The sequence below is a fragment of the Pseudoalteromonas sp. meg-B1 genome (genome assembly GCF_003173795.1).
Taxonomy (GTDB): domain Bacteria; phylum Pseudomonadota; class Gammaproteobacteria; order Enterobacterales; family Alteromonadaceae; genus Pseudoalteromonas; species Pseudoalteromonas undina.
The window spans coordinates 148,891-167,306 of record NZ_QGQU01000004.1 but is presented as its reverse complement, the minus strand read 5'-3'; the positions used below and the strand labels follow the sequence as shown (position 1 = coordinate 167,306).

Annotated in this window: 19 protein-coding genes; 14 read left to right on the top strand and 5 right to left on the bottom strand. The window is 40.0% G+C overall.

What is annotated here, in order from left to right; all coding sequences use genetic code 11:
* Positions 1-35: 35 nt before the first annotated feature.
* The gene (gene dapE / locus DK924_RS14860) at positions 36-1,226 is read left to right on the top strand and encodes a succinyl-diaminopimelate desuccinylase (RefSeq protein WP_109875554.1); all 1,191 of its coding nucleotides are present in this window, start codon (positions 36-38) and stop codon (positions 1,224-1,226) included.
* 67 nt (positions 1,227-1,293) lie between these two features.
* Here the strand turns inward: dapE and DK924_RS14855 are convergent, their stop codons facing one another.
* Complete coding sequence (locus DK924_RS14855; protein WP_010391261.1) at positions 1,294-3,024, bottom strand: lysophospholipid acyltransferase family protein; 1,731 nt, start codon at positions 3,022-3,024, stop codon at positions 1,294-1,296.
* 159 nt (positions 3,025-3,183) lie between these two features.
* Between DK924_RS14855 and DK924_RS14850 the strand changes: the two genes are divergently transcribed.
* Positions 3,184-4,104, top strand: coding sequence for a glyoxylate/hydroxypyruvate reductase A (locus DK924_RS14850; protein WP_109875553.1), 921 nt, complete (start codon positions 3,184-3,186; stop codon positions 4,102-4,104).
* A 257-nt stretch (positions 4,105-4,361) separates the two neighbouring features.
* Here the strand turns inward: DK924_RS14850 and smrA are convergent, their stop codons facing one another.
* From smrA to DK924_RS14835, 3 genes are all read right to left on the bottom strand, one after another.
* Positions 4,362-4,943, bottom strand: a complete 582-nt coding sequence (gene smrA / locus DK924_RS14845) for a DNA endonuclease SmrA (RefSeq protein WP_109875552.1) — start codon at positions 4,941-4,943, stop codon at positions 4,362-4,364.
* 397 nt (positions 4,944-5,340) lie between these two features.
* Positions 5,341-5,586, bottom strand: coding sequence for a hypothetical protein (locus DK924_RS14840; protein WP_008114416.1), 246 nt, complete (start codon positions 5,584-5,586; stop codon positions 5,341-5,343).
* A gap of 106 nt (positions 5,587-5,692) precedes the next feature.
* The gene (locus DK924_RS14835) at positions 5,693-6,112 is read right to left on the bottom strand and encodes a hypothetical protein (protein ID WP_109875551.1); all 420 of its coding nucleotides are present in this window, start codon (positions 6,110-6,112) and stop codon (positions 5,693-5,695) included.
* Between the two features lie 108 nt (positions 6,113-6,220).
* Here DK924_RS14835 and DK924_RS14830 point away from each other — a divergent pair, with 108 nt between their 5' ends.
* The gene (locus DK924_RS14830) at positions 6,221-6,604 is read left to right on the top strand and encodes a response regulator (protein WP_008114419.1); all 384 of its coding nucleotides are present in this window, start codon (positions 6,221-6,223) and stop codon (positions 6,602-6,604) included.
* A gap of 67 nt (positions 6,605-6,671) precedes the next feature.
* Here the strand turns inward: DK924_RS14830 and rpsT are convergent, their stop codons facing one another.
* Entirely contained in the window at positions 6,672-6,932 is a 261-nt protein-coding gene (rpsT, locus tag DK924_RS14825; protein WP_008114420.1) for a 30S ribosomal protein S20, read from the bottom strand.
* A 295-nt stretch (positions 6,933-7,227) separates the two neighbouring features.
* On the opposite strand from rpsT, the gene murJ reads away from it, so the two are divergent.
* From murJ to DK924_RS14770, 11 genes are all read left to right on the top strand, one after another.
* Positions 7,228-8,766, top strand: coding sequence for a murein biosynthesis integral membrane protein MurJ (murJ, locus tag DK924_RS14820; RefSeq protein WP_041709107.1), 1,539 nt, complete (start codon positions 7,228-7,230; stop codon positions 8,764-8,766).
* Positions 8,767-8,840: 74 nt separating this feature from the next.
* Positions 8,841-9,767: a bifunctional riboflavin kinase/FAD synthetase gene (gene ribF / locus DK924_RS14815; RefSeq protein WP_055011710.1), complete on the top strand. Its 927-nt coding sequence runs from the start codon at positions 8,841-8,843 to the stop codon at positions 9,765-9,767.
* A 29-nt stretch (positions 9,768-9,796) separates the two neighbouring features.
* The gene (gene ileS, locus DK924_RS14810) at positions 9,797-12,625 is read left to right on the top strand and encodes an isoleucine--tRNA ligase (protein WP_109875550.1); all 2,829 of its coding nucleotides are present in this window, start codon (positions 9,797-9,799) and stop codon (positions 12,623-12,625) included.
* A 12-nt stretch (positions 12,626-12,637) separates the two neighbouring features.
* Positions 12,638-13,138, top strand: a complete 501-nt coding sequence (gene lspA / locus DK924_RS14805) for a signal peptidase II (protein ID WP_010391273.1) — start codon at positions 12,638-12,640, stop codon at positions 13,136-13,138.
* Positions 13,135-13,575 (top strand): FKBP-type peptidyl-prolyl cis-trans isomerase, encoded by a 441-nt coding sequence (gene fkpB, locus DK924_RS14800; protein ID WP_109875549.1) that lies wholly within the window; start codon positions 13,135-13,137, stop codon positions 13,573-13,575. The genes lspA and fkpB overlap by 4 nt, the downstream gene beginning before the upstream one ends.
* Positions 13,575-14,504: a 4-hydroxy-3-methylbut-2-enyl diphosphate reductase gene (gene ispH / locus DK924_RS14795; protein WP_010391276.1), complete on the top strand. Its 930-nt coding sequence runs from the start codon at positions 13,575-13,577 to the stop codon at positions 14,502-14,504. The genes fkpB and ispH overlap by 1 nt, the downstream gene beginning before the upstream one ends.
* A gap of 27 nt (positions 14,505-14,531) precedes the next feature.
* Positions 14,532-15,566, top strand: a complete 1,035-nt coding sequence (locus DK924_RS14790; protein ID WP_109875548.1) for a sensor histidine kinase — start codon at positions 14,532-14,534, stop codon at positions 15,564-15,566.
* Positions 15,563-16,267: a LytTR family DNA-binding domain-containing protein gene (locus DK924_RS14785; RefSeq protein WP_109875547.1), complete on the top strand. Its 705-nt coding sequence runs from the start codon at positions 15,563-15,565 to the stop codon at positions 16,265-16,267. Before DK924_RS14790 ends, DK924_RS14785 begins: the two co-directional genes overlap by 4 nt.
* A 114-nt stretch (positions 16,268-16,381) precedes the next feature.
* Positions 16,382-16,942 carry a type IV pilus modification protein PilV gene (pilV, locus tag DK924_RS14780; protein WP_010391280.1) on the top strand — a complete coding sequence of 187 codons (561 nt, stop codon included), beginning with the start codon at positions 16,382-16,384 and terminating at the stop codon, positions 16,940-16,942.
* A gap of 1 nt (position 16,943) precedes the next feature.
* Positions 16,944-17,942 (top strand): PilW family protein, encoded by a 999-nt coding sequence (locus DK924_RS14775; protein WP_010391281.1) that lies wholly within the window; start codon positions 16,944-16,946, stop codon positions 17,940-17,942.
* Positions 17,930-18,415, top strand: a complete 486-nt coding sequence (locus tag DK924_RS14770) for a hypothetical protein (protein WP_055011715.1) — start codon at positions 17,930-17,932, stop codon at positions 18,413-18,415. Before DK924_RS14775 ends, DK924_RS14770 begins: the two co-directional genes overlap by 13 nt.
* The last annotated feature ends 1 nt before the right edge of the window (position 18,416 follow it).

Sequence of the window (18,416 nt, the reverse complement as noted above, 5' to 3'; positions counted from 1 at the left end):
TAATAAATACACTGCTAAAACGAGGTGTGTTTATTATGACAAAAGCTATCAATACAAAAGCACAAGCGCCGTACTTAACTATTGCACAGTTAAAAACAGTGAGTCACTTACAAACTCTGATCCGATTTAAATCGATTACTCCTAATCCAGCTGGTGGCATTGAGTGGCTTGCGAACCACCTTACTGAGTTAGGCTTTAGTACAGAGCAATTTAGTTCTAATAATGTGACAAACTTAATTGCAAAAATAACCTTTGGGGCAGGCCCCGTGGTGGCATTTTCTGGCCATATTGATGTGGTACCCGCAACGCAAGGTGGCTGGTTAGCCGATCCGTTTGGTGGACACATAATTAACGATGCAATTTATGGGCGTGGTGCCGCCGATATGAAAGGAGGCATTGCCGCGATGCTAAGTGCAACGCAGACGTTAATAAACAGCGCGCAGCAAAAGCAGGGAGCATTATTTTGGCTGATCACCTCAGATGAAGAAGGTGAGGCGGAGCATGGTTCTGTGTTGATTGCCAAGCGATTAGCACAACAGGGCGTTGTGCTTGATGGCTGTATTGTTGGTGAGCCAACCAGCCACCTGCAGGTAGGTGACACTATAAAAAATGGTCGACGTGGAGCCTTATCTGCGCGATTAGCTATTCAAGGAAAGGCTGGGCATGTAGCCTATCCTGAGAATACCATTAATGCTGCGCACATCAGTGCTGAAGTGGTTAACAGGCTCACACAAATAGACTGGCCTTTAGATGAACTTAGTTCAAAAACAACGCTGCAAGTCACCGGTATTAATATTGATAATGTGCTAGATAACCTCGTGCCAGCTCAGTGTGATATTACTTTTAATATTCGCTATAGCCATGGGTATAAAAGTAAGCATGTTAAGCAACGTGTGTTTGCTGCACTGAAGGATTTCAGCGAGCATTTGGTTATACAGTGGGAGCGTCCATGTGAACCCTATTATACAAGCCATAAGATTGAGAGTTGCTTACTCGCTCAGTTAGAGCAGGCAATTTTTAAAGTGACGGGGAATTATCCTTTATTAAGCACCAGTGGTGGGACGTCGGACGGACGATTTTTTGCACAGCAAAAAACACAAGTCATAGAGTGTGGGGTACGAAACCATAGTATTCATCAGGTTAATGAACATGTACCGATTTGCGACTTGTTAGAAATAGAAAAGATTTATACGCAATTACTCGATGGTATTTTTACTCAGCCTTGAAGTATTAATAACTATTAAAGCGCCGCTTAATGCCGCTTTAATAGTTATTCGATTAAGGGTTAACGCTTTAACTTGCTGATGCTGATTTATCAGTACCCAAGTAGCGTTTTGCTTTGCTTGGTTTTACTTTTTCAAGATCAACCAATACTAGGCCATCAATACAATTATTGAATTGTGGATCAATACTAAAGCTTAAAAATTTAACTCCATTTGGTTCGCATAGCTCTGTATATTGTTTAAATAGTGTGGGTACATGCGTGCCCATGTTAGCGAGTATGTGTTTAAGCTCTACAAAATCTTCTTTTATATTATTACCCTCGAACAAGTTAGTGCACTGAGTTTGCTGATCAGGTGTGTGACGAAAAGCATTGTTAGGCGTTGCGAGTGATTTTTCACAGCCATAATAGTGCTGATAATAATGCACTAATAAAGACTTTGCCTGCTCAGGTAGTGCGTTTGACACACTCACCGCACCAAATAAGTAACGGTATTGAGGGTAGCGATTTATAAAAGCGCCAATACCATACCATAAGTAGTCGAGACTTTTTCTGCCCCAATATTTAGGTTGTACAAAGCTTCGGCCTAGCTCTATGCCTTGTTTAAAATAAGGAGTCATATCTTGGGTATAATTAAATAGGCTATCGGTATAAAGCCCACTTTGTGAGTGTTGTTCAATCACATCCTGTGCACAAGCTAATCGGTAAGCACCCACCAACTCTAGTGCATGTTCATCCCACAATACTAAGTGCTGATAGTGCATATCGTATTTATCTATGTCTCGGCGGTTTCCACTACCTTCACCTACAGCCCGAAAAGCGATTTCTCGTAAGCGGCCCAGTTCACGAAATAAGGGAGAGCTTCCTTGGTATTGGTACAAATAAATCACCATGCCATCACTGGTTTTACCTAAATGTTCGCAGCATTCTATGGCTTTTTTTAATTCTTTTTTACATTCAGGAGAGGCAATTGGAGCATGAGTTTTTAATGGTAGCGTTTTTTTTGTGGTTAAACGGTATAGTTGCTTACGGATTAGCTCAACCACTTCTTTGTCTTTTAAGTCTGGGATTAAATAAGACTCAGGAGCAATGGAAGCGCCAATTTCAAACTCGAGTGATTTTTGACGTTGCTTAAACATTTCTTTTACCAGTAATAAGCTAGCCAGTGGTTTATAAAGCATTGATGCGCCGTAAAACAGCGGACTATTTCTGGCTTTAATATAGATAGGCAAAATAGGGCTGTTAGCCTTTTTAGCAATGCGTAAAAAGCCACTGTTCCATTTGCAGTCTTTTATACCCGTAGGACGAAGTCGAGAAACTTCACCGGCAGGGAAAATAAGTAACGCTCCTTCATTTTTTAAGTGCTGGTGGATATTACTCAGCTCTTGTTTTTTACTTTGCCCTGATAGGTTATCAACGGGTAGTAATAACGAATGCATGGCGTCAACGGTCATTAACATACGGTTAGCCACCACTTTTAAATCGGCTCTTACCGTTGATAACACATTAATTAATGCAAGCGCATCTAAGGAGCCGATAGGGTGGTTTGCAATAATGACAATTTTTCCTTCACTGGGAATATTTTCTATTTGCTTAGCTTTATAACGAGTTTCAAAATCAAGTTCATCAAGTACTTGCTCTACAAATTCTATTCCTTGAAGGTGGGGATAGGCAGTTGCAAAGTTTGTAAATTCTTGTTCATGTAATAAGTAGCTAAGACTTTTTTTTACCAGTTTTTTTATTTTAAATGAGTTAGTTAACTGTGGTAAATTGGTTGCTATTACTTTATCTACACTGATCATACGCACCTCTTTTTATACTAGGCTAAGGCCAATATGTTTAGCTTAGAGTGCGGATATGACAATACGCGGTCAGTTGTGTGACTTTTTAAAACCGTTTACTTACTATTGAATTAAACCATACCAGTACTACTATTTACGGTTACTTTTTAAGGAATCATCATGTCAGTTTTAGTCGCGATTACCGGTCGAGATAACACAAAATTAATTGCAAAAATGCAATCACAATTACCCAATATTCAAATTGAGCAGCTTGATGATTGCCAAGATTTTGCAAGTGTGGAATTTGTACTGGCTTGGAATGCGCCCGCGTCTTTATGGCCAAAGTTGATAAATTTGAAAGCGGTGTCATCGTTTGGTGCTGGGGTTGATAGTATCGATTTAAGTTTACTACCTGCACATGTTGAAGTAGTGCGCATTGTCGATAAACAGTTAGCCAACGACATGGCTGAATATGTTCTTACCCATGTATTAGCGCAAAAATTGCGATTAAAAGAATATTTCTTAAAACAACAGCAAAGTGAATGGAAGCCCAAAAGAGCGTATAGGCACGATCGAGTGAGTATTTTAGGGTTTGGCGAATTAGGCCAAGCTTGTGCCTACAGGTTGACTAATAATGGTTTTAAAGTTAATGCTTGGAGCCGAAGCCCTAAAACATCAATCATAGCAACACTCTACCATGGTGATCAGGGACTAAATGATATGTTAGTGAATACAGATTATTTAATCTGTCTACTGCCACTTACTAGCAATACCAAAGGTATTATTAATCAACAGTTGCTTAAGCAACTTCCTGAGCACGCAGTGTTAATTAATGTGGCCCGAGGTGAGCATGTTGTTGAAGCTGATTTGCTCGATGCGCTCAACAACGCACGTTTACGAGCAGCAACGCTTGATGTATTTGCCAATGAGCCACTACCAAGCGAACACCCTTATTGGCAGCACCCAAATATTACTTTAACGCCGCATTGTGCTGCGTTGTCAGATCTAGATAGTGTTGTTGAACAAATAGCAGATAATATTTTGCGCTTAAAAGCGAGACAGCCATTAATTAATTGCATTAATAAGCAGCAAGGTTATTAGTTTAGAGTTGTTTGACTTTAAAGCATTAAAATTTGTTTAACTTTTAATAGAAACAGCTTGTTAACATTTGTAATTTTTATTATTGTTAAAAGCCGTTCTAACAATAATAATAAATAGGATGAATTATGAAACCCAGTCAAGGGGGCGCAAAAATCAGCATTGTGGTTGTATCTATCATTATATTAGGAATATCTGCTTGGTTTAACCAAGCCAATGCGACAGTGCTGCTCAACTAACTCTTATTACCACAGTAGGAATTAGCTACGCTTGCTGTGGATTTCTCGGTTTTGATGCTTCTTATCATCACTCTTCTTCAGTAAGACATACGTTGCACCACTTCCTCCATGCTGCCTGAGTGCAGTATGAAATGCTAAAACACAGGGAATAGTTTGCAACCACTGGTTTACGTAACTTTTTAAAATACCCGGTTTGGCTTTATTTTTAATTCCTATTCCATGACGAACAAGAACCATTCTTATATTGCGCTGGTGGCAATCTTTAATAAAGGCCTGCAACGAATCATGGGCATTTTTTAAAAGCTGCCCGTGTAAATCTAATGTCGCATCGAGCTGATATTTAGCTAGTCTTACGTTTTTAAAAACCGGGCTTTGCACGCCATCTCGTTTAAAGCTTAATATGGCGAGTGGGTCGAGCAATTCAAGTGGTTCATCTAACGGATTAAATTGTTCACTGTTTAAGTTTAATTGTGCAGCTTTGTTTTTTTCTTGCTGTGCGATAACCGTTTTATGGCTTTTAGATGGTAATGTCACGGTGTCGTGATTGATAGGGGTAACATCTTCCATAGAGGATAAGAATAAATCGAAATCTGACAACGGCATGGGCTTATCTCAAATTAGGCAAGGGTCTGTTGACCTTTGCGGATTGAAATTTGTTCAAACTAGGGGCGGTTTAATCGCGGCGCTCGGTTTGTAACCTAGTGGGCTAAGTAAAAACCGAGCAACAAAGAGTAAATCGCCCCTAGGCAGAACCCTAAGGGCAGCGCCTGTTTGGCATTGATGCTGCGTTATCACCTATTTATGGGGAATAACCACACCACATAGGCTCTGCCTTGCCTAAATACCAAACAGACTGCTGCAAATTTAACCTTGAAAGGTCAACAGACCCTAATACGAGATAAATTTTAACTTAGTTCAAACTAAGACCCAAGATTTTTAAAGCTGTGGGATAAAAAAAGCCCAGAAAAACTGGGCTATAAAATATTCTAAGGGGAAGTAATTAGTGTTGAGATACAGTAAATTGCCCAAATGTATAAACTTTGAACAAGTAAAATGTGTTGATCAAAACTAAACTCATATTTGAAATAATACTCGACGACATAAGATCTAAGCTAAATGATAGGAATAACAAACCACAAGCACTAATCGCAGCAACGCGAAGCAGTGTCAGTTGGTTAATAAAGAATGCACCTAAACCTAGTGCAAGTAGTAATGTATTTAAAAGCCAATCTAGCTCGTTTAGCATGGTCGTTTCAATAGTTCAGTTGTTGAAAAAAGGAGCGCCATTATGTTGATCTTTTGCACAGCTTTCAACCAAGTAATTTTAAATTTTCAGATTAGTTTTTTTAATGTTAAAAGTAAGTAAGCAATACTGAAAATATTCCTTCCTCAGCAATAATTCGATATTTTTGGCAGCTCTGCGGTTGCTGTAAATCAATACATAAGTAAAGGGTTCTATGCTCCTTATCCAGTCGCGGGTGGAGGGTTGAGTCCAGTAGTTTTGGTTCGCTTGAAAACAACCCAGGCCAATACACACTTTGGCTTACCATAGATGATTTTTTATAAGTAAGTAAGCTTGGCTTTGGCACTAAAACAAGTATAAGTAATAATATCGTGAAAATAAAAAACAGGGTCAGCTTGATACCACGCTTAGTGTTCTTTGATTGCGGCTTTAATTGTGAGCCAAGGTTTGCAAGCTTATTAGTGGGTGTAGGTTTAACAGTAATCGTTTTATTTTTTTTGCGGCGACTCTTTTTTGTGGTTTTCGACATAAAGCAAATCTGGCCTTTTTAGCTTAGCTCTCTATAATAAAGTAAATATTTGTATTTTAAGCAAATCACCAATTTCGCAGACATGGCTTTAGCCTATAAGGATTATATATGAATACGCAGCTATCTATTTTAATAGTTGATGATGTTAGCACGGTGCGTAGCTTTCTCAGTCAAACATTGATGCATTTAGGGATAGAGAATGTAAAAGAGGCGTCAACGGCCGCGCAGTGCATTAGCGAGTGTCGTGCAGCCAATTTTAATATTATATTTTTAGATATAGAGCTACCTGATGGCGACGGTAAAGAGCTTATTGCGCAAATTAATGAGTTATCACCAGAGACAAACGTGGTGATGGTGTCGGCTCATTCAGGCGTTGAAAATGTGAAGGATGCGATAGATAGAGGGGCTAAAGGATTTGTAGTTAAGCCATTTTCTCCAAAGAAAATTGCGGCGATGTTGAAAAAGTTTTACCCAGAGCTTGATAACGTTTAATAGGCGCATTTATTTTGGGCAAAAAAAAACCGGCAAAAGCCGGTTTTTTTAATCTTGCAAAAACAAATTATAGCGCTTTAATTTTAGCAGCTAAACGGCTCTTATGACGAGCAGCTTTGTTTTTGTGGATTAGACCCTTAGTTGCGTAACGGTCTAGGATAGGTGTAGCAACAGAAAAAGCTTGCTGTGCAGCTTCTTTATCGCCAGCTTCAATAGCTACGATTACTTTTTTGAAGTAAGTACGCATCATTGAACGACGGCTTGCGTTGTGCTGACGGTTTTTTTCGCTTGTGATAGCGCGTTTTTTTGCAGACTTGATGTTAGCCAAGGTTTGCTCCTAACAATCTTAAATAAAGCTTAAATTAAAGGCCGTGGAATATGCCTGTTTTTATCATGAATGTCAATTTAATTTTAACAATCCAAGAAAAACTGCTCCTTATAACGAACATCAATTTGCCGCTTTAGCAGTTAATAGCGCTATTGTAACAAAGCAAGGGGTTCCAGCCTAGTGCTTTAAAGCGATTTATAAAAAAGACTATGGCATAATTAACTTAATTGCTGATTTTTAATATGGATTCATAGTGTCAAAAGGTTTGTTTCGTTCTGGGATGATTGTAAGTGCAATGACAATGATCTCGCGTATTTTAGGGCTAGTACGAGATGCCGTCGTAGCTAACTTGTTGGGCGCAGGCGCTGCGGCCGATGTATTTTTATTTGCTAACCGTATTCCTAATTTTTTACGCCGTTTATTTGCCGAAGGGGCTTTTGCGCAAGCATTTGTACCGGTATTAAGTGAAATTAAACAGCAGCAAGGCGATGAGAAGGTCAGAATATTTGTTGCCCAAGCCGCCGGCACGTTAGGCACTATTTTACTGATAGTGACGCTCTTTGGTGTGATAGCGTCACCTGTTATTGCTGCTTTATTCGGCACTGGTTGGTTTATTGATTGGTGGCAAGGTGGCCCTGACGCAGAAAAGTTTGAGCTTGCCAGTTCGCTATTAAAACTGACTTTTCCTTATTTGTTTTTTGTAAGCCTTGTGGCGCTCAGTGGCGCTGTGATGAACGTTTATAATCGTTTTGCCGTTGCGGCTTTTACCCCGGTGTTACTCAATGTATCCATTATTAGTTGTGCCATTTTATTACATGATCAGTTTTCTGTAGGCGCTTATGCGTTAGCTGTTGGCGTGTTTTTAGGAGGCGTGGTACAGCTATTATTTCAACTGCCGTTTTTGTATAAAGCAAAAATGCTAGCGCGCCCGCGCTGGGGTTGGCAAGATGAAAATGTGAAAAAAGTACGCAAGTTAATGCTCCCAGCCTTATTTGGTGTATCAATTAGTCAAATTAACTTATTACTCGATACGGTAATAGCTTCATTATTGATGACAGGCTCTATCGCTTGGCTGTATTACTCAGATAGACTGATTGAATTCCCACTTGGTTTATTTGGCATTGGTATTGCGACGGTTATTTTACCTGCGCTGTCAAAATTACACAGCAGTAAAAAAAGTAGCGACTTTCAACATACCCTAGATTGGGGAGTGAGGTTTGTGATTTTTTTAGGGCTTCCAGCAATGATAGGATTGATGATTATAAGTCCGCTTATTATTACCGTGCTGTTTGATCATGGCGCTTTCAAAGAAGCGGGCATCGATCATGTTAAGGCGGTGAGCTTAGGGGTGGTTGCCTACTCAGTGGGATTAGTCAGTTTTATGTTAATTAAAGTCCTCGCGCCTGGGTTTTATTCTCGCCAAGATACTAAAACACCGGTACGCATTGGTATTATTACTTTGGTACTAAATATGGTGTTTAATATTATGCTGGCACCATTTATTGGCTATTTAGGTTTGGCACTGGCAACCTCAATGTCGGCAAGTTGTAATGCCTACTTACTGTATCGACAGCTTAAAAAAGAGAATGTTTATCAGTTTTCCAGCATGAGTGGCTACTTCACTTTGAAGTGTTTGTTGGCAAGTATAACAATGGGCGCATTGGTTTGGTTTACTAGTAGGCAATATGACTGGGTTAGTTGGCACTTTAGCGAACAAGTTATGTTATTGGTTGTGTTATTAATTATTGCGATTGTTAGTTACTTTTTTATGTTGTTTTTGATGGGTGTTAGACTAAATACGATAAAAAGTGTAGCAATTACTGAATCAAATTAAAAAAAAGATTATAATCGGACACTCTGCGGCCCGAGGTCGCATTTTATCGCTCGCTGAAAAAGGCATTAGGTGGCATGGAGTTAATTAGAGGTATACACAATATACGCCCACAACACTTTGGTTGTGTGCTGACCATTGGTAATTTTGATGGTGTTCATTTGGGTCATGCTGCCGTATTAAAAGGGCTTTTAGCTGATGCAAAAGAAAATAATTTACCCAGCACTGTAATGTTATTTGAGCCTCAGCCACAGGAGTTTTTTGCAAAGAGTAACGCTCCGGCTAGGCTGACTCGACTGCGTGATAAACTTCGTCTATTGAGTAACTTAGGAATTGAACGCGTTATTTGTATTAGCTTTAATCAGGCTTTTGCAAACATGCATGCTGAGCAGTTTGTTAGCGATATTTTAATTAAAAAGCTGGGCGTTAAAGCATTAACGGTTGGTGATGATTTTAGGTTTGGTAAACAGCGCCAAGGTAACTTTAGTCTATTGGCAACTATGGGCACCCAAGTGGGAATGAGTGTTAAAAGCACTGCCAGCTTTAGGCAATTAAATGCTAGAGTAAGCAGTACCTTGATACGAGAAGCGCTTGCTGAAGGTGACTTAGTTAGTGCAAAAGTTATGCTTGGGCATAATTATGCAATATCTGGACGTGTTATTCATGGCTGGAAAAAAGGCCGCGAACTGGGTTTTAGAACGGCAAATATTGCACTAAAACGTCAAGTTTGTCCGGTCAATGGTGTATTTGCGGTTCAAGTGATGATCGCAGGAAAGCAAGTTTTTGGGGTGGCTAACATTGGAAACAAACCCACGTTTAATGGAACTCGTGCCTTATTAGAAGTTCACCTTTTTGATTTTGCACAAGATATTTATGGACAATTTATGCATGTGGAGTTAATTGAAAAACTCCGCAATGAGAAAAAATTCGAGACATTAACACAACTGACGGCACAAATAGCAACCGATGTTGCCGCCGCTAAGCAGTGTTTTGGTTTAAATTAGGTAGCCGATAGAAACGGAAAGTAGGATTAATGAGCGACTACAAACATACTTTGAATTTACCGGAAACAATGTTTCCAATGCGTGGCAATTTGGCACAACGTGAACCAAAAATGCTTAAAGCATGGTATGAAAACGACCTATACGGTCAAATTCGCAGCGCGAAGAAAGGTAAAAAAACTTTCATTTTGCATGACGGCCCTCCGTATGCAAACGGCGATATCCATTTAGGCCACTCAGTAAATAAAATATTAAAAGATATTATTGTTAAGTCTAAAACTTTATCAGACTTTGATGCGCCATACGTACCAGGTTGGGACTGTCATGGTTTACCAATCGAGCTAATGGTTGAAAAAAAAGTTGGTAAACCCGGTGTTAAGGTAACTGCGGCAGAGTTTCGTGAGAAATGTCGTGCCTATGCTAAAAAGCAAGTGGAAGGCCAAAAAGTAGACTTTAAACGTTTAGGGGTTTTTGGTGATTGGGATAAACCTTACCTAACCATGAACTTCGACTTTGAAGCTAATGCCATTCGTGTATTGGGCCGCATTATAAAAAATGGTCACCTTCATAAAGGTGCTAAGCCTGTGCATTGGTGTACAGATTGTGGTTCAGCATTAGCTGAGGCAGAAGTTGAATACCAAGATAAACAATCTCCAGCTATTGATGTACGTTTTACTTTTACAGATCAAGATGCGGTGGTTAATGCGTTTGATTTAGCGGCTGGCCATACAGGAACAGGTAGCGTAGGAACCGTTATTTGGACTACGACACCATGGACTTTGCCAGCAAACCGTGCGGTAGCTGTGCATGCTGATTTAGAATACGCGCTAGTACAAGTAGAAGATGAAGGCGTTCAGCAACGTCTTATTATAGGTTCTGAGCTGGTTAAAGATGCGATGGATCGTTTTGGTTTTAACCATTTCCATATCCTTGGCTATGTTAAAGGCGCAGCACTTGAAAGCTTAACCGTAGCACATCCTTTTTACGACTTTAATGTTCCTGTTATTGTTGCTGAGCACGTAACAACAGATTCTGGTACCGGTATCGTGCATACTGCACCAGGTCATGGTCAAGAAGATTTCGTGGCAGGTCTTGAGTACAATCTTGAAGTAGCTAACCCTGTTGGCGCAAACGGTGTGTACTTACCTGATACTGAATTATTTGCCGGTCAACATGTGTTTAAAGCCAATGCGAGTGTAATTGAGGTATTAAAAGAAAATAATGCCCTAATGCATCATCATGCATTAACGCACAGCTACCCACATTGCTGGCGCCATAAAACACCTATTATTTTCCGTGCCACACCACAATGGTTTGTTAGCATGGATCAGGCTAACTTGCGCCAAGATTCACTGGCTGAAATTAAAAATACTCAGTGGTTACCTGAATGGGGCGAAAGCCGTATTGCCAACATGGTTGAAGGCCGCCCTGATTGGTGTATTTCACGTCAACGTACCTGGGGTGTACCTATTGCGTTGTTTGTTGATAAAGACACGGGTGCATTACACCCAAATACTCAAGAGCTGATTGAACAAGCCGCGGCGCTAGTTGAAAAGTCAGGCATTCAAGCATGGTATGACTTAGACCCAGCTACTTTACTAGGTGAAGAAGACGCACAACAATACATGAAAGTGCAAGACACACTCGATGTGTGGTTTGATTCAGGTGTAACGCATGCCTGTGTTGTTGATGCGCGTGAAGATTTAACCGGTCCTGCTGATTTATACCTAGAGGGTTCAGATCAACACCGTGGTTGGTTTATGTCATCAATGATGACCTCAGTGGCAATAAATGGTCATGCACCTTACAAGCAAGTGCTAACGCATGGCTTTACTGTTGATGAAAACGGCCGCAAAATGTCTAAGTCATTAGGTAATGTTATTTCACCACAAAATGTGATGAATAAACTAGGCGCTGATATTTTACGCTTATGGGTAGCATCAACTGATTACACGGCAGAAATGACGGTATCAGATGAAATATTCAAACGTTCAGCAGATCGCTACCGTCGTATTCGTAACACCAGCCGTTACTTACTTGCTAACCTTAGCGGTTTTGATCCAAAAACGGATCAAGTTGCTGTTGATGATATGGTTGAGCTTGATAAGTGGATTGTAGGGCGCGCAGCACAGTTACAAGATGACATTTTAGCAGCGTACGATAGCTACCAAATGCTATTAGTAACGCAAAAGCTAATGAACTTCTGTACCGGTGAGCTTGGTTCGTTCTACTTAGACGTTATAAAAGATCGTCAGTACACGGCAAAAAGCGACAGTCATGCACGTCGTTCTTGTCAAACCGCGCTATACCACATTGCTGAAGCAATGACGCGTTGGATGGCACCAATCATGAGCTTTACAGCACAAGAAATTTGGGAAGCACTTCCAGGTGAGCGCAGTGACTATGTATTTACTTCAACTTGGTATGAGGGCTTACAAGCGCCAACTACGACCAAGTTTAGTAATGAAGATTGGCAAGCTATTTTAAATGTGCGTGACGAAGTAAACCGTCTGCTAGAAGCTGCACGTAAAGAAGAAGTGATTGGCGCTACATTACAAGCAACAGTTAACTTGTTTGCAAGCAAAGAACTTGCAGCTAAGCTGGCGGCATTGGGCGATGAACTGCGCTTTGTGTTACTCACTTCAGCTGTAAATGTTACTGAGGTTGATAGCCAGCCAGCAGACTCACAAGCAACCGAAATTGAAGGTTTATACATTAGCGTATCAGCAACTGATGCTAAAAAGTGTGAGCGCTGTTGGCATTATAGTGAAGATGTAGGTATTGAACCTGCGCACCCTGAAATCTGTGGTCGTTGTGTTAGTAACGTTGACGGTGAAGGTGAAAAGCGTCAATTCGCTTAGGAGTTGTTTTTAGTGAGCAAACTAGCCCAAAAAAGTGGTTTAGTGTGGCTTTGGTTGAGTCTATTACTACTAGTAATAGACTTTGCCAGTAAAACACTGGTTGTAAACACCATGGCTTATGGTGAGTCAATTAATCTACTGCCTGTTTTTAGTATCACTTATGTACATAATTACGGTGCAGCTTACAGCTTTTTAAGCGAAGCGGGTGGCTGGCAACGTTGGTTTTTAAGTGTAATAGCAATCGCAATTAGTTGTTTGTTGGTATGGTGGTTAAAGCGCCTTCCTGCATCTAATAAAGTATTGTGCAGTGCATATTCGTTAGTGTTAGCGGGTGCTATCGGCAACTTATACGACCGTGTTGCTTATGGATACGTTATTGACTTTTTACATGTGTTTTACGAAGACTCACATTTCCCCGTATTTAATATTGCAGACTGCGCTATTTGTATAGGCGCTGCATTATTACTATTTGACGCCTTTACAGGCGAAGAACCAAAGGAGCATAAAGCATGAGCCAAGCTGTAATTGGTGAAAAATCAGACGTTATTTTTCATTTTTCTATTAAACTAGAAGATGGCTCTGCCGCTGACTCAACAAAAGTACATAACAAACCTGCTAAGCTCACTATGGGTGATGGCAGCTTAACCGCTAACTTTGAAAAATGTTTGCTTGGCCTAACTGCGGGTGAAAGCAAAACATTTGAACTTGAGCCTGAAGATGCCTTTGGTCAACCCAATCCAGATAATATTTATTATGTAGATCGTAGTAAGTTTGGTGCAGAAACACCGGCTAAAGTAGGTGCGATTATTGCCTTTACTCAACCTGATGGTACTGAGCTTCCAGGCCTGGTTCGTGAAGTGCAAGGTGAGTCAGTCACTATCGATTTTAACCACCCTTTAGCGGGTCAACGTTTAACGTTTGAGGTTGATATTATTGAGGTACAAGGTTAATGGAAATATTACTAGCTAATCCACGAGGCTTTTGCGCCGGTGTTGACCGCGCAATTAGTATTGTTGAGCGCGCTTTAGATATTTTTGAAAAACCAATCTATGTAAGACACGAAGTGGTGCATAACCGTTATGTAGTCGATGGTTTAAAAAATCGCGGCGCCGTGTTTGTTGAAGAACTAGATCAGGTTCCTGATGATAGCATTGTTATTTTCAGCGCTCATGGTGTATCTCAGGCTGTTCGCTCAGAGGCTAAACGCAGAGAGTTAAAAGTATTTGATGCAACCTGTCCGTTAGTGACTAAGGTGCATATGGAAGTAACGCGTGCTAGTAAAAAAGGTATTGAATGCATCTTAATTGGCCACCACGGACACCCTGAGGTTGAGGGTACCATGGGTCAATACGATAACGAGCAAGGTGGTATTTACCTTGTTGAAACGGTTGATGATGTATTAAAGCTTGATGTAAAAAATGCGGATAATCTTTTTTACTGCAGCCAAACAACTCTATCTGTAGATGATACTGCCGATGTGATTGATGCTTTACGTAGTAAATTTCCTGCAATCGATGGCCCACGTAAAGATGATATTTGTTATGCAACGCAAAACCGTCAAGATGCGGTTCGTGATTTAGCTGATAAAGTAGATGTGTTATTAGTTGTGGGTGCTAAAAATAGTTCCAACTCTAATCGCTTACGAGAGCTGGCAGATAAGATGGGGACGCAAGCCTATTTAATTGATGATGCTAGTAATGTTGAAGCATCATGGTTTAATGGTATCAATAGTGTAGGTGTGACTGCCGGTGCTTCAGCTCCTGAGGTATTAGTTCAGCAAGTCATTACTCGTTTAAAAGAGCTTGGTGGCACGCAAGTAACCGAGAACCCAGGTGAAGAAGAAAACATCGTTTTTGCTGTACCAGTAGAGCTGCGTTAGTCTATTAATAGATAAAAGGAGGGCCGAATGAGTAAGCAACTGACACCAGATGCACTACTTTTTTCGGCCCTTTTTAATGAGCGTGGTGTACTTGCATCCCTCGTAGTAACACAAGTCGTGGCTATTATTTTAGCTTTTGCTCCTAATGCTGGCGGTGACATATGGCTGCACTTGGGAGAGATTAGTTTATTTCTTCATGTAACAGTATTAGTCAGTACCTCTTTTTTATACATTTGCCGGCGATTTCTTGCAAAACAGCCTCAGTTTATTCAGCTTAGTTTTTTTATTGCTGTATATAGTCTGAGCACTGCTTTATTTAGTCTGGCTTTTTCTCATATTGCTTTTGATATAGAAAACGAAAAACAACTTACGTTTTTTGTGTTACGTAATTGCATTATTGTATTTTTGCTTACCTTACTTTTTGTACAATTTTTGCTTATTCATTTTGAAAAAGAACAGCAAGCCAAAGCACTCTCTCGAGCGGAGCTTGATGCCTTGCAAGCACGGATCAGACCCCATTTTTTATATAATAGTTTGAATACGGCAGCAGAATTAACGCATCATGACGTTGAAGCTGCTGAGAATGCTATTTTGGCATTAGCAGCGCTTTCGCAAGCTGCAATGCGTTCAGGGCAAAGTGTATTACTCAGTGATGAAATAATATTAACTAAACAATATATTGCTCTTGAATCATGGCGTTTTGCAGAGCGTTTACAGGTTGAGTGGTTATTACCAGAAAACCTCCCTACGCTCTATATTCCATATCTAACATTACAACCTTTGGTAGAGAACGCAGTATGTCATGGTGTAGAGCCCAGCCAAAGTGGTGCTACCATTAGTATTGAGTTGCATGTTACAACACATTATTTAACCTTGATTGTAACTAACCCTGTACCTACTGAAACTGCTAATACTAGAGAGCATAACGGTATGGCAATTGATAATATCCGTTCTCGTTTAAGTATTTATTATAAAGGTCGGGCGCAATTGACTATAACCAACAAAGAAAATAAATTTAGAGTTAAAGTGGTTATCCCAAAACAAACAGAGAACATGTTATGAATGTACTGATTGTAGATGATGAACCCTTAGCAAGAGCACGCTTAAAGCGTTTACTTGGTCAAAGCCATACATCCATTCATGTGCAAGGTGAGGCCGATAATGGCAATGACGCTTTAATGAAAATAGAAGAGCTTCAGCCTGATTTAGTGTTTTTAGATGTTGACATGCCAGGCTTAAATGGCATCGAAGTGGCTAATCAACTCAATGGCTTGGCGGTTCCCCCTGCGATTATTTTTATAACCGCTCACCCTGAGCATGCACTTGATGCACTGCAACTAAATGCAGCTGGGTATTTAGTAAAACCTATATCAGTAAAAAGTTTGCAACATGCATTACAACAGCTAGGACGTTTAAACAGAGTACACCTGCAACAGCAACATACAGAAAAAGTAACGTATCAACTGGCCGGCACTATCAGAAGTATTGAAATAGAGAGTATTTTTTATTTTAACGCAGAGGAAAAGTATACCAAGGTTGTGTTTGGTGGAGGGGAAGCTTTAATTGAGGACAGTTTAAAGCACCTTGAAATGCAATACCCGCATCATTTATTAAGAATTCATCGACATACTTTGGTGAATAAGAACAAAATCATTGCCCTACATACGCTTAAAAACCATCAACATGTTATTGAGCTACAAGGCTGTAGCGCTTTTTTAGCTGTAAGTCGTCGAGCACTCAAAAGCGTAAAAAGCGAACTTTAATACACCTACCCATTAACCGCTTATCAACATAATTAACCGTTAGTCATGGTTCTAGTTGAATCTAATTTTTAATTGCATACACTTATTGTTAGATAATTATTATTTGGTTTAAGTATGTTCTCGACTGTATTTAAGTTTCAAAAGGGCTTTACTCTCATCGAAGTTCTGATTGCTTTCATTATTTTAAGCTTTGGCTTACTCGGTGCGGTGGCTTTACAAGCAAAAGCAAAGCAAGCAAGTTTTGATTCAATGCAACGTGCTGCTGCTGTTGCGCTTGGTAATGATATTATTCAACGTATTCGAGCAAACGATACTTCGCAACTCGCGACCCATTATGATGTAGAGTTTACCAGTGAAACCACTAAGAAACCGTCTAAAACGTGTTTTACAAGCTCTTGTAGTAACGCACAAATAGCTAGTTTAGATATCGAGCAATGGAAACGTGCTATCCGAGCCCGAGAGAATACCGGATCACTTGATGGGGCAACTGTGTGTATTAACCCTGAAGTTGTAGGGGGGTCTGGGGGGAAAGCATATAACATAGAGGTTATTGTTTCTTGGCAGGGTCGCCAAGAATTTAAAGCGAGTGAGGCCACAGGTAAAATTAGCTGTGGTGTTGCAGATAAAAAACGTCGCTTAGTCGTGCTTAATAGCTATGTATACGTTAGGAGCTAAAATGAAGCAAACAGGATTTACACTCATTGAAATGATGATATCTCTATTTATAGGGGGATTAATTTTGGGTGGGGTAATGTTTACTTATATCGGTATGAAAGTAACCACCAAAGACACAATGACTATAGGTGAGTTACAAGAATCAGGTCGCTTAGCTATAAATATTATGCAACGTGATATTGAGCAGGTTGGTTTTTGGGGAACATTTTATGATGATTCTTTCACCGTTATAAACACATCATCATTGTCGAATCCTACAGGTGATTGTTTTGAAGGTCTCAATAACGGTAGCTTTCCTGATTTAACCAGCAGCAGTAACTTTAAAACGCTTTATGCAAAAACAGCTACTAGTTCAAGTGAACTTAATTGCGTTAATAACCCTTTAGCAGGCACTGATATTTTACAGGTTAAGTTTTTACAAGGAAACCAACTAGAAGTGGATGCCGCAGGTGTTAATGAAACGCAAAGTGATGAGAATTATTTTATTGCTGAGCAAGAAAGTGCTCGCTTTGAGCGAGGTGTTGTTGACCCTACTAGCATAAATATTAATGCGTCGGTATGGCCGTATAGTCATCACAGCTATTATATTTCAGAGCAAACTTATACGGTAAATAATAAGAGCCTTACTGTACCTGCACTAATGCGAAAACGTTTGGTGGGAGGGTCTATAAACACTGAAACCATAATGGAAGGCGTGGAAAATATGCGTTTTGTTTTTGGCCTAGATACTACCAGCGACAGCCGTGTTGATACATACAAAAGCATCAATGATATGAATGTCAGTGACTGGGAAAATCGTAAAGGCATTTTAACAGTACAAGTTTTTTTATTGATCAGAGCATTGCAGCCTGATCCAGGTCTTAAAATTAAGAACCAAACGTACGTATTAGGGGAAGATGCTAATAGTCGCACTCTCACTTTTTCAGATAATTTCAGACGAACTGTTTTCACGACGACTATTCGTTTAAATAACGTGGGAGCAAATTTATGGCGTATTTAACGCAGATGAAAAATAAACAACAGGGCGTTGTACTTATTACAGCGCTTATTATGGTCATAGCAGTGACAGGAATTGCGGTTACTTTAATGAGCAGTAGTAGTATTGATATTAAAATTACCAACGCAGCCCAAGAGCGCGAGGTTGCAGAAAACCAACTAATTGGTGAAGTGCAGCGCATAATTGCTGACGAAGTCAGTAAAGGAGCTGCTAATCAGTTCTTTTTGACCCCTGAAGAAGTTTCAGACAAGGGTATTGTTATGGCTGAACGTGATGATATGAAAAGCAATATGATTAATTTAAACAATGGTGTACTCGATTTAGAATGCCCTCGTCGTTTTAGTTTTACTGCTGGTATCTCATGCAACATGGTACAAGTTTCAACAACCATAGAATATGGCTCTAAAAGTAAGCACCAGCTTACAATTGTGACCGGCGTAGCCCAAGAGATGGCTAGCATAAGTAAGGGGATTTAAA

Coding starts and splice junctions, on each gene's coding strand:
- dapE (WP_109875554.1), top strand. CDS start 36: ATGACAAAAGCTATCAATACAAAAGCACAAGCGCCGTACTTAACTATT.
- DK924_RS14855 (WP_010391261.1), bottom strand. CDS start 3,024: ATGATCAGTGTAGATAAAGTAATAGCAACCAATTTACCACAGTTAACT.
- DK924_RS14850 (WP_109875553.1), top strand. CDS start 3,184: ATGTCAGTTTTAGTCGCGATTACCGGTCGAGATAACACAAAATTAATT.
- smrA (WP_109875552.1), bottom strand. CDS start 4,943: ATGCCGTTGTCAGATTTCGATTTATTCTTATCCTCTATGGAAGATGTT.
- DK924_RS14840 (WP_008114416.1), bottom strand. CDS start 5,586: ATGCTAAACGAGCTAGATTGGCTTTTAAATACATTACTACTTGCACTA.
- DK924_RS14835 (WP_109875551.1), bottom strand. CDS start 6,112: ATGTCGAAAACCACAAAAAAGAGTCGCCGCAAAAAAAATAAAACGATT.
- DK924_RS14830 (WP_008114419.1), top strand. CDS start 6,221: ATGAATACGCAGCTATCTATTTTAATAGTTGATGATGTTAGCACGGTG.
- murJ (WP_041709107.1), top strand. CDS start 7,228: ATGACAATGATCTCGCGTATTTTAGGGCTAGTACGAGATGCCGTCGTA.
- ribF (WP_055011710.1), top strand. CDS start 8,841: ATGGAGTTAATTAGAGGTATACACAATATACGCCCACAACACTTTGGT.
- ileS (WP_109875550.1), top strand. CDS start 9,797: ATGAGCGACTACAAACATACTTTGAATTTACCGGAAACAATGTTTCCA.
- fkpB (WP_109875549.1), top strand. CDS start 13,135: ATGAGCCAAGCTGTAATTGGTGAAAAATCAGACGTTATTTTTCATTTT.
- ispH (WP_010391276.1), top strand. CDS start 13,575: ATGGAAATATTACTAGCTAATCCACGAGGCTTTTGCGCCGGTGTTGAC.
- DK924_RS14790 (WP_109875548.1), top strand. CDS start 14,532: ATGAGTAAGCAACTGACACCAGATGCACTACTTTTTTCGGCCCTTTTT.
- DK924_RS14785 (WP_109875547.1), top strand. CDS start 15,563: ATGAATGTACTGATTGTAGATGATGAACCCTTAGCAAGAGCACGCTTA.
- pilV (WP_010391280.1), top strand. CDS start 16,382: ATGTTCTCGACTGTATTTAAGTTTCAAAAGGGCTTTACTCTCATCGAA.
- DK924_RS14775 (WP_010391281.1), top strand. CDS start 16,944: ATGAAGCAAACAGGATTTACACTCATTGAAATGATGATATCTCTATTT.
- DK924_RS14770 (WP_055011715.1), top strand. CDS start 17,930: ATGGCGTATTTAACGCAGATGAAAAATAAACAACAGGGCGTTGTACTT.